General features: G+C 28.7%; 8 protein-coding genes. 7 read left to right on the plus strand and 1 reads right to left on the minus strand.

Features of this window, described 5'->3' with window-relative positions:
• Positions 1-25: 25 nt before the first annotated feature.
• Positions 26-1,129 (minus strand): GIY-YIG nuclease family protein, encoded by a 1,104-nt coding sequence (locus H9661_RS11125; protein ID WP_143316142.1) that lies wholly within the window; start codon positions 1,127-1,129, stop codon positions 26-28.
• A 210-nt stretch (positions 1,130-1,339) separates the two neighbouring features.
• On the opposite strand from H9661_RS11125, the gene H9661_RS11130 reads away from it, so the two are divergent.
• From H9661_RS11130 to H9661_RS11160, 7 genes are all read left to right on the plus strand, one after another.
• Positions 1,340-1,678, plus strand: coding sequence for a PadR family transcriptional regulator (locus H9661_RS11130; protein WP_143316141.1), 339 nt, complete (start codon positions 1,340-1,342; stop codon positions 1,676-1,678).
• 17 nt (positions 1,679-1,695) lie between these two features.
• Positions 1,696-2,427: a DUF1700 domain-containing protein gene (locus H9661_RS11135; RefSeq protein ID WP_143316140.1), complete on the plus strand. Its 732-nt coding sequence runs from the start codon at positions 1,696-1,698 to the stop codon at positions 2,425-2,427.
• A gap of 608 nt (positions 2,428-3,035) precedes the next feature.
• Positions 3,036-4,523 carry a carboxypeptidase-like regulatory domain-containing protein gene (locus H9661_RS11140; RefSeq protein ID WP_143316139.1) on the plus strand — a complete coding sequence of 496 codons (1,488 nt, stop codon included), beginning with the start codon at positions 3,036-3,038 and terminating at the stop codon, positions 4,521-4,523.
• Between the two features lie 134 nt (positions 4,524-4,657).
• The gene (locus tag H9661_RS11145) at positions 4,658-5,251 is read left to right on the plus strand and encodes a TetR/AcrR family transcriptional regulator (protein WP_143316138.1); all 594 of its coding nucleotides are present in this window, start codon (positions 4,658-4,660) and stop codon (positions 5,249-5,251) included.
• A gap of 89 nt (positions 5,252-5,340) precedes the next feature.
• Positions 5,341-6,045, plus strand: coding sequence for an ABC transporter ATP-binding protein (locus H9661_RS11150; protein ID WP_143316137.1), 705 nt, complete (start codon positions 5,341-5,343; stop codon positions 6,043-6,045).
• Between the two features lie 4 nt (positions 6,046-6,049).
• Complete coding sequence (locus tag H9661_RS11155) at positions 6,050-9,223, plus strand: ABC transporter permease (RefSeq protein ID WP_191768806.1); 3,174 nt, start codon at positions 6,050-6,052, stop codon at positions 9,221-9,223.
• A gap of 171 nt (positions 9,224-9,394) precedes the next feature.
• Positions 9,395-11,404, plus strand: a complete 2,010-nt coding sequence (locus tag H9661_RS11160) for a methyl-accepting chemotaxis protein (RefSeq protein WP_191768809.1) — start codon at positions 9,395-9,397, stop codon at positions 11,402-11,404.
• Positions 11,405-11,542: the final 138 nt, after the last annotated feature.

The following is an 11,542-nucleotide window of genomic DNA, read 5'->3' on the forward strand; positions in this document are numbered from 1 at the left end:
TATTTTTAGTGCTTCATAAAAAAGACTAGCTAGATTTATAATTTAATTTTGACAAAAGCAGATTTTTAAGTGAATTATAGACTATTGCAGTATCAGTAGTGTTTAACCATTTTTCTGGAAGCACAAAATGTTTGCAGTCATTAGAGTTGTTTTTAATATAGTTATAAATTATTTCAGACTCATCTATTAAATCTTTCTCAATAGGCATCATATTTTCTATGGTGCTATTTTTATAATGGAATAAAATATTTTCAATTAAAAGGGATATTACACTTTCTTCATTATGAATTTTTAATAAATATTTTTTGCTAAAAAGTACTTTATTGCCCTTAATAATAAAGAATTTAAAAGTATTATTATTTAAAGGGTGAATTAGAATTATATTTTTGTTTTCCTTTGCATAATCTAGAACCTTAGCTTTATAAATTAGATATTTTATTGATTCTAAATAATTTCTATATTTAAGAGCATTTTCAAAATCTAACATTTCAGATGAAGCATTCATCTTATCAGTTATTTCATTAAGTATACTAATATCCACTCCCTTTAGTAAGTTAATTATTTTATTTACTATTAAGTTATAGTCTTTTCTCTTATTGTTATCTAAACACATACCAATGCATAAACCTAGAGAGTAATTTAAACAAGATTTTTGCTTTCTTAAATTGATACTACACATAATATTATAAAACTCTTTAATGGATTTAAGACTCTTTTCTAAAGTGTTCTTATTAGTATATGGACCAAAATAAAGATGTCCATCATTAAGGTTGTAACAATTAGAAATGTTAATATCAGCATATTCTTCTTTTATTTTTATCTGTATATAAGAATAGGATTTAGTATTTTTCATTAGTTTATTGTATGTTGGCTTTAGTTTATTAATTAATTTGCATTCCAGTATGAAAGCTTCAAATTCTGTATCAGTAACTATATAGTTAAAATCTTTTAGATTTTTAACTAATTTTTGAATCTTGGATGAGTGGGATTTTGAATTATAAAAATATGAAGCAACTCTATTTTTAAGATTTTTTGATTTCCCTACATAAATTACATTATCAAGAGAGTCTTTCATTAAATAAACTCCCGGGGAAGATGGGAGTTCTTTTATTTTTTCTTTTAAGGTCATACTACCTTCTCCTTAATAAATATTTAGTATATTCATAATATCATAACTGAAGGGGAGAGGTGCGGGAGATGTTATTGGATAAAATGCCATTATTAATTTAGATTGTGCGTGTTTAAATTAAGTGCCATTATATTGATGTGCTTACATATTGAAGCATATTGTGCGTAGTATTATAATGTACTTAGTAATACTAAGTATGGAGGTAAGAGAATGCCTGAACTTGATAATCAACTTAAAAAAGGAGTTCTTTCGATAATTGTACTTAAATTTATCAGTAATAAAGATAGGTATGGATATGAGATAATACAAGAGCTAGACCAAATTAGCAGAGGATATTATAAGCTGAAAGAGGGAACATTATATCCAATATTGTATAGGTTGGAGGATAGTGGTTGGATTGAAAATTACAGAGTTGTTAGTGAAGATGACAAAAAGGTTCCAAGAAAGTATTATCGTATAACTGAAAAAGGTAAGGAAGCGTTAAATGAACAATTGGAAACTTGGAGAAATTTTAATAATACTACAAATTCGATTTTTAATAAAATATAAAAATGGGAGGATATATTATGAATAAAGAATTTCAGGAATATACGAAAAAAGTATTAAAGTACATTGGTATAGATGGGGAAGAATCAGGAAGAATTAATGAAGATATTTATACATCCTTGATTGAAAAGCAACAAGAAACTGGTGAAGATGATCCATATAAGCTTATGGGAGATCCAGTAGAAGTAGCAAAGGAATTTAGAGAGAACCTTGGTATTGAAAGTGAAGAATTTATATATAATTCTTCTGGTAAATATGAATATGAGTATAAATCTAAGAGAAAAATATTTGGAATTCCATTAGTTCATATAATAAAGAACAGAAGTAGCTTTGGTGTGGCAAAGGGAATAATAGCATTTGGTCCAATATCTATAGGAGTTATATCTATGGGAGTTGTTTCTGTCGGGGCTTTGAGCTTTGGAGCATTATCTCTTGGATTGCTTATAGGGATAGGTGGTTGTTCTATTTCTGGTATATTATCGGTTGGAGGATTAGCATTATCAGGATTTGCCAGTATTGGAGGATTTGCAGCTGCTAAATATTTTGCATTTGGAGGATATGCTATGGCTGATATAGCTATAGGCGGGGTTACTAAGGGAATAGTTGGCGTTTATAATCAGAGTGCTTCAGGGACTTATTTATTTAAATCACCTGCTAAGATTAATGAAGTAATGTATGCGGTAAAGGAAGTACATCCTGCTATTGGTAATTTGTTTTCAAAAGTCATGGAGTTTTTCTGTAGCATAATATAAAGATAATCAAAATTTTATTTAGTTAATTTTTAAATAAAAATAATGGAACATAGGTAAGTTTAAGAAAAATTTACCCATGTTCCTAAATAAAGAACTTAACAGCGTAACTCACACCCATATAGATAATTTAATATCTAATTATAATCTTTCGACTATAATTAAACAGTTCACTACCCATAAAGATACTTTGTTCGACCAAAGTAGATAATTACACCACCATATATAACCTCACGGCTATATATGATAATTACATCACCTAAATCAATCTTAGCTTAACCCTATAAAATAAGTTGGAATCTCATTATAATAAATTGCTAATCGACTATAATGGGAATTTTCCTAACTTTATAGAATTGTACATTTGCTAAAACGTAGGTATTTCACCTATGTTAAAGTTTCATGAAAATATATTTTTGAAAATATATTTCTGCTTCATCTGCTAAGTTCTTTATGATATTAGTTTGTCTAAAATAATGATTAAGATACTATGAAAGTTATTTCATTTTTAAAAAAATATAGAAAAATCAGAAAAAATATACAAAAAGTATAATATATTGAAAGAACTTCTCGATAATATAATAGAAATTATAATATAGGAGGGGAAAGATATGAAAAAAATGTCAACTGTAGTAGCTGTATTATTTTTGTTTTTATCAATAATAGTTCCAAGTAATAAAACATCAGCAGCTACTAAATTACCTAGTAAAACAATAAATGTGGAAGGTAGTAACGTTAATCTTGATCAACTTGAGAAGATTAATGTTAATGATTTGGAATTAAATAATTCTAATGAAATTAAAACTACTATTACACCAGATAAGAGTGTTAATTCTATTGAAAAAACTAGTAATTCTAAAATGTTAATGAGTACTTTGAATAGTGAAGAAGCAAGCGCTAATAGGCCTCCAGTAGCTAATTTAGCGTATGCTGTATTAAATCCGGATTCGGAGATTAACGGTAAAATTACAACTAATACTCAAATTGCATGGCTTATGTCATATAATGGGACAAACTATACTTATGATCCAGATGGAGATAGTATTACTAATATAACTGTTGCTGGAATTCCACAAGATTCAATTGTTCAAACACTAGTTGATTCTAATAAAAATATTATTGGATTTGTGACACAATTCAAAACAGCAGCTCAGTATACAATGTTATTTCAAGTTCAAGATTCTAAAGGAGCGTTATCAAATGTTTATAATGCTACATTATCTATAGAGCCAGCAGATGGTAGTGCAAGACCAGTATGCAAATTAAACACTTCATTTTCAAATTTAATTAAAATTGGAACAGAATATAATATTAGTTGGGCTAACTCAACTGATGCAGATAGTGGAGATTCTATAACTAAAGGAGAAATTGTAGTTAAAAAGGATGGAAACATAATTACTGATAGTGTTATATCGGATTCTAAAAGTTATACATTTAAAGTAAATGAAGTTGGAACTTATTTTATATTGTCTAGAGTTCAAGATAGCAAGGGTAATTGGTCAGATTGGGATATTCGTCAAGTTATGGCTAATGTTCCAATGAATATAAAAAATGTAAAAATTACATCAGTTAGTGACAATGATTTTGATTTTAATAATTATGGTATTTGGTTTAGAGAAGATGATGCTTGTGCTCAAATAAGGAATTTGCCTGCAGATAAGCTTTATGATGAATTTGTTTTATATAAGCAACCTAGTCCAGGAAAGATAATAGAAAATGGTTTTAGCGTTGAAGGAACTGTAACTAATACAGATAATACACCTATAGCTAATCAAATAGTGTCCATAAGTTTAGAAATGCCAAGAACAACTATTCAAAAAAAAGTAGCTACTGATTCAACAGGTAAATTTAGTTTACAAGTTTCAAAGGATGAGTTTTCACAATATAATCCTGCATTTATAAAAACACAATATGTTTATTTTAGTAATTATAATACAATGTATATGTATCCAAGTGCCTTAGTAGTAACTGCAGGAAGTGAGCAGAAAATAATGCCTACATTTGTTGTAACAAATATTTTTAAAGGTAAGGTAATGGCAAAAAAATATGTGAGAGTTCAAGTAAGTGATACTGAACAAGAATGGCGTGCAATAGATTAGTTTAAAATTTATAAAGAAAATAGTAGCTATCAATTAGAAATGATGCTACTATTTTTTTATTTAATTGTTAAGTTTTTCGTTGACAAAAGAGTAAAAGTAAGCGTAAAATTTTAAAAGAGAACGGGGGTTTTCTAATGCAATATTTAAAAGAAGAAGTAAGAGATAAAATAAAGAAAGAAGCTCTAAAAGAGTTTAAAAACGTAGGATATAAAGGAGCCTCTATAAGGCGTATAGCTGCAAATTCAAATACATCTGTTGGAAATCTTTATAAATATTTTGATAGCAAAGAAGCCCTATATGAAAATATTATTGGATCTGTATATAATAGGCTTATGAACTATATTAATGAATTGGGTAAAGTTGAGCTAAATGAAAAAGCTTGCGATATATTTTATAAGATTACAGAAAAAGTAATGGAAATTTTTAGAGAAAGTAGTATTGAAATTGCTGTACTACTTAATAAAAGTCAAGGCTCTAAGTATGAGAATTGCAAATCATATTTTGTGGATTTTGTAACTAGAACAGTGACGGAAGTGACGATATATGAATTATCAAAACGAGGGAAGACTTTAAGTGATAATTTTATTATATACTTACTTTCTAACAGTCTTGTAGAAAGTATTTCTATTATTGTTAAGGAGAGAGAGGATGGTGAAGTTGTTAGAAAATTAATAATATCTGTAATAGATATTTTTTTCAAAGACATAGAAGATAAAGTAAATATTTAAAAATTAGAATCTGTTGCTTAAATAGGCAACAGTAATTTTAAAAATCAAAAGAGAACTATGGTTCACAGCAAAATCGTGGGAGGAAAACTATGGGTAGTTTTATAGAATTGAAAAACGTTAAAAAAAGCTACACTATGGGGGAAGTGGCCATAACGGCAGTTGATGATGTCTCTTTCTCCATAGATAAAGGAGAATTAGTTATAGTTCTCGGCGCAAGTGGAGCAGGAAAATCTACTATACTTAATCTTTTAGGTGGTATGGATCATGTAACAGAAGGAAGTATTTTGGTAGATGGTAATGATATTAGTAAATATAATAATAAAATGCTTACTAAATATAGAAGAGAAGAGATAGGTTTTGTATTTCAATTTTATAATTTAGTTCAAAATTTGAATGCAGTGGAAAATGTGGAGTTAGCAGTAGAAATATGTAAGAATCCACTAGAACCAGTTGAGGTACTAAAGAATGTAGGACTTGAACATAGATTGTACAATTTTCCGTCACAATTATCTGGGGGAGAGCAACAAAGAGTATCTATAGCTAGAGCACTTGCTAAAAATCCTAAGTTGCTTCTTTGTGATGAACCTACAGGAGCCCTTGATTATAACACAGGTAAATCCATATTGAAGCTTCTTTGTGATACAGTAAAGAATTACAATATGACAGTTGTTATAATAACTCATAATTCAGCTATAGCACCTATTGGAGATAAAATAATAACAGTAAAAAGTGGAAAGATTGAAAGTATTAAATCTAATACCAATCCAGTATCTATAGAAAGTATAGAGTGGTAATAAGATGAAAAATACATTTTTTAAAAATTTATTTAGAGATATAAAAAAGACACTTTCAAGGTTTTTATCTATTGTGATAATTATAGCTATTGGTGTGTCATTTTATGCAGGTGTTAGAGCAACAAGTCCAGATATGAAGAAGTCAGGAGATAGTTACTTTGACGATTATAGACTTATGGACTATAAAATGATTTCCACATTAGGATTAACTGAAGATGATGTGAAAGCAGCAAGTGATTTAGATGGAGTGGCTGATGCTGAAGGTGCATATTCTTTAGATGCAGTTACTGAAAGAGATCAAAAATCCTTAGTTCTAAATATTAATTCAGTACCAAAGGAAGATGGAATAAATAAGATAAGGTTAGTTAGCGGTAGATTACCAGAAAAATCAGATGAAGCTATAGTAGAATCCAGGTTTTTAAAGGAATATAAATTAGAGATTGGAGACTCTTTAGAACTTCAATCAGGTAGTGAGAAATACATAGGAGATAACCTTACAAATAGCAAGTTTACAATAGTTGGAGCTGCTGAATCACCATTATATATTTCTGCACAAAGGCAACTAAGTTCTGTTGGAAATGGTACCGTTAGAGGTTTTGTATATATACTTCCAGAAGTATTTAAAAGTGAAGTGTTTACAGAAATGTATATAAAGACAAATGTTGAAGAATCTAGGGAAAGCCTTTCTAATAATAAAGAATATAAGAATTCTATAAAAAATATTGAAGAAAATATAAAGAACTTTGGAGAAGAAAGAGGAGAGATTCGATATAATGATATCCTTGATTCAGCTAGTAAAAAAATTCAAGAAGCAGAAGATAAATTAAACAACAGCAAAAAGGAAGCGGAAAGTAAATTTGCTGAAGCTCATAAGGCTTTAGATGATGCAAATGAAAAGATTATAAAAGGTGAAGAAGAATTAAAAAGTAATGAAGCCTTATTTAATAAAAAAATGGCTGTTGGGAAAAAGCAATTAGAAGATAATAAAGCAGCTTTGTTAGCTGGAGAAAATCAATTAGAATCAGGTAAAGAACAAGCAGCAAAAGGGCTTGAAGGTGTAATAGGAAAACAAGTTAGTGAAGCTAAAAATCTTTTAGATTCAGAACCAAACAATCAAATATATATTGATAAATTTAATTCTATAAACTCCTTTTATGAGAATAATATCAAAGGCAAGGATTTTCATAGCATATATAATGCACTTAAGAGCAATGGAATGTTGTCAGTAGTGAATGAAAACCCTAAAATAGCAGAATTACTTAGAAAAAGTTCAGAGATTGAGAATGGCAAAGTAAAATTATCTCAAGGAGAAGTAGATTATAATAAAGGAAGAGAAGAGGGACTGAAAAAATTATCAGAAGGAAAAACTTCTCTTGAAAAAGGTAAGAAGGAATTAGAAAATAATACTGTGAAATTAAGGGGAGAAGAAGAGAAAGCTAACAAGCAAATAGCTGATGGAGAAGCTGAAATTATTAAAAATAGAGAAAAGCTTAATAATATAAAAAAAACAGAATGTTATGTGCTTGGAAGAACAGCTAATGTAGGTTATGAAACTTATAGACAAGATAGTGATAGGATAGATAATATAGGAAAAGCTTTCCCACTGATATTTTTCTTGGTTGCAGCTTTAGTAAGTCTTACAACAATGACTAGAATGGTTCAAGAGAATAGAATAGAAATAGGTACATTTAAGGCGTTAGGATATTCTAGACTTACAATAGTATGTCATTATTTGATATATTCTCTTACAGCAAGTTTACTTGGAAGCTTACTAGGTATTTCTTTTGGATTTAAGTTATTCCCGCCACTAATAATGAATGCATATAGTTCAATATATACTATGCCTAATTCTATAACTTTCTTTAATGTAAATTTAGCGTTACAAGCATCTTTAATAGCTATTTTATTTACAACAATAGCGGCAGTTGGTGCTACAATTGGAGAACTTAGAGAGGTTCCAGCATCGCTTCTTAGGCCCAAACCACCTAAAGCAGGAAAGAAGATATTACTTGAAAGTATACCTTTTATATGGAAAAGATTAAAGTTTACAAGAAAAGTTACGGCAAGAAATATATTAAGATATAAACAAAGATTTTTCATGACAGTTATAGGTATAGGGGCTTGCACTGGATTAATGGTAACAGGTTTTGGGCTAAAAGGAGGGATAATAGGAGCTACAGAAAGACAATTTGATGAAATCTATAAATATCAAATGACAGCATCATTGAAAGATACTATTAGCCTAGAGGAAAAAGAAAATTTGAAAAATAAAATAATGGAGGATTCTAATATAGATTCAGTATTATTCTATTATTCAAAGAACACTTCAGCACAAAATGTTGATTCATCTAGTGAAGATGTCTATTTAGTTGTACCAGAGGATAAGGGGGCACTTAATGATTATATTGAGTTGTCTAGTAAGAATAAAGGACTAAATCTAGGTGATGATGGAGTAGTAGTAACTGAAAAGTTTGCTAAACTTATTGATAAAAAAGTAGGAGATACTTTTGATTTAGAAATAGACAATAAAGTTTATAATGTTAAAATTTCGGATATAACAGAACATTATATTCAACATTATGTTTATATGAGTCCTGATTATTATAGAAATGTAATAGGTGAAACTCCAGTAGTTAATAACTTTTATGGTCTTTTAAATGATACATCAGAATCCAGTGAAGATAATACGTCGAATATTTTAAAAGGTATAGATAAAATAAATTCTGTAAGCTTTAAAAGTAATGTACATGGTGAATTTGGGAGGAGCATGGATAGTGTAAATTCAGTAGTACTAATTCTTATAGTTTCAGCAGGAGTTTTAGCTTTTGTTGTAATATATAATCTTACAAATATAAATATTAATGAGAGAAGAAGAGAGCTTGCTACAATAAAGCTTCTAGGATTTTATAATAATGAATTAGCATCATATATTTATAGAGAAAATATTATTCTTACAGTTATAGGAAGTTTAGTTGGAATATTTATAGGTATATTCTTAGATAATTTTGTAGTTACAACTGCGGAGACAAATATTATGATGTTTATGAGACATATCGGAGTGCAGTATTTCTTGTATTCAATAATTCTCACAATTTTCTTCTCTGTAGTAGTAAATTTAGTTATGTATAATAGATTTGATAAGATAGATATGATAGAATCCCTTAAAAGTGCAGAATAATAAAAGAAAGTCGTGCTAGATAAGCATGACTTTCTTTTATACAAAAATATACAAGCAATAAAAAGATAAATTAAATATGATAATAAGTTATTTGAAAATTATTAAAAAGAATATAAAGATACCGAGAAAAAAGACGAAATATACATATGAGATTTTTTAGGAGGCTTATATATGAATAAAGCGAAAATTGGAAAAAGTAAATTAAATTTTAATAGTCTTAAAGTAAAATTGATGATTATATTAATTGTAATTTGTCAAGTTCCTTTAATATCATTTGGTGCGATAACTTATAAAATGACTGGTAACATACTTTATAGTAAGCTTAAGGCTACTACAAATCAAGAAGTTGACTTAGTAAATGTAGCAGTGGACAATTATTTTAATGGTTTAATTGCAAGTACTGAGATGCTTTCGAATAATATTGATTTTAAAGAAATAATTATACATCCAGATTTAGAGGTCAATGCTAAAAGTTTGATAAAAGGTATTAAAGATACTAATGGTGATATTGAATTAATACAATTTTCTACAACAGATAAGAAGACTATAAAATATCCAGAAGAACAAACAGAAGCAGGCTATGATCCAACTTCAAGACCTTGGTATAAAGGAGCAGTGGAGAATAAAGAAAAGATTTATATTACTGAGCCTTATAAATCAAATGGAAAGTTAGTTGTTGGGATAGCAAAGAGTGTAACTTATAATAATGAGATAATAGGTGTTATTTCAATAAGTGTTAATTTAGATAAGTTAGCAGAAAAAATATCTGAGTTTAAAGTTGGTAATGAAGGATATATATATATTTCTGATGTTAATGGAGTAATAATATCTCATCCAGATAAATCTATTATAGGAGAAGGTGCAGCAGCAAAACAAACTTATTGGAATGAAGTTAAGGAAAATTCTAAAGGTTTTACTGAGTATATATACAATGGTGAAAGTAAATATGCAAGTTATTCCACTAATAACACAACTGGGTGGAAGATACTGGCTTCTATGCCTGAAAATGAGCTGAAAGTAGATACTAATAAGATCGTTAAATTACTTATCATATTCTTTATTGTAGCGTTACCAATAAATTTAATAGTTGCATCTGTATTTAGTAAGGGAATAAACGATAGTATAAAGAAATTAAAGGAAATATTTAGTAAAGCTTCTGCGGGTGATCTTACAGAGAGACTTCATATTAAGTCTAAAGATGAATTTGGAGATTTAGCAAACAGCTTTAACAGTATGACTGACGGAATATGTGATTTAATAAGTAGTGTAAAAAAATCATCAGAAACAATAGCTGATACCGCAGTATCTATTTCTACTATGAGTGATCAAACTACAAGTGCAGTGGAAGATATAGCAAAAACTATTGATCAAGTTTCTGTTGGAAGTACTGAGCAGGCTAGAGATGTTGAAGCTTCAGTTGAAGAGTTACAAGAACTTGTATATAAACTTCAAGAGATAAATGAACAAGCAAAGAGTATGCATAATGTTTCTGAAAATACAGATAAAATGACTAAAGACGGACTATTTGCAATGGACATACTTTCGAGTAAATCTGTAGACACTAATAATGCATCAGATAAGATAGAAATAGCTGTAAAAGATATGAGTGGTGCATCAAGTAATATTAGAACAATAATAAATAGTATAAATGCAATTGCAGAACAGACCAATTTACTAGCTTTAAATGCAGCTATCGAAGCAGCTAGAGCAGGTGAAGCAGGAAGAGGATTCTCTATAGTAGCAGATGAAATAAGAAAGTTAGCAGAAGAGTCAACCTTAGCTACAAAAGATATAGAAAAGCTAATAGAAGAAGTTGATGATAAATCCCAAGTAGCAGTTAAAGCAGTTAATGAGGCTAAATCAACAATTCAAGAACAAGGAGAAGCTGTTAACAAAACAAAAGCGACATTTGATAGTATAGCTAAGGCAATTGATAATTTAACAAATATGATTAATACTGTTCAAAATTCTATTATCGGCATTGATAAGGAAAAAGATGTTATAATGGAAAAGATGCAAAATCTTTCAGCAATATCTGAAGAAACTGCAGCAAGCACAGAAGAGGTATCTGCAGCTACAGAAGAAGTATCTGCAACTATGGAAGATTTTAATGGAAATGCAAAAAATCTTAAGGATTTAGCAGAAAATTTAAGTGAAGATATAAATAAGTTTAGGATATAAAAAAAGCTAAATAGATGTTATTAAGAAAGGATGTAGTTGTTTCATTACAGAAATAACTACAGAGGATGTAGAATAACTTGTGTAAATTGAATATTGGATATGTTTTATAACTGGAAATTTCATTTCCAGTTATATTTT

Origin of the sequence: Clostridium cibarium (assembly GCF_014836335.1) — a bacterium.
Classification (GTDB): Bacteria; Bacillota; Clostridia; order Clostridiales; family Clostridiaceae; genus Clostridium; species Clostridium cibarium.

Bases quoted from the DNA above. Each gene is read 5' to 3' on its own strand.
- H9661_RS11125 (WP_143316142.1), bottom strand. From the start codon at position 1,129: ATGACCTTAAAAGAAAAAATAAAAGAACTCCCATCTTCCCCGGGAGTT.
- H9661_RS11130 (WP_143316141.1), top strand. From the start codon at position 1,340: ATGCCTGAACTTGATAATCAACTTAAAAAAGGAGTTCTTTCGATAATT.
- H9661_RS11135 (WP_143316140.1), top strand. From the start codon at position 1,696: ATGAATAAAGAATTTCAGGAATATACGAAAAAAGTATTAAAGTACATT.
- H9661_RS11140 (WP_143316139.1), top strand. From the start codon at position 3,036: ATGAAAAAAATGTCAACTGTAGTAGCTGTATTATTTTTGTTTTTATCA.
- H9661_RS11145 (WP_143316138.1), top strand. From the start codon at position 4,658: ATGCAATATTTAAAAGAAGAAGTAAGAGATAAAATAAAGAAAGAAGCT.
- H9661_RS11150 (WP_143316137.1), top strand. From the start codon at position 5,341: ATGGGTAGTTTTATAGAATTGAAAAACGTTAAAAAAAGCTACACTATG.
- H9661_RS11155 (WP_191768806.1), top strand. From the start codon at position 6,050: ATGAAAAATACATTTTTTAAAAATTTATTTAGAGATATAAAAAAGACA.
- H9661_RS11160 (WP_191768809.1), top strand. From the start codon at position 9,395: ATGAATAAAGCGAAAATTGGAAAAAGTAAATTAAATTTTAATAGTCTT.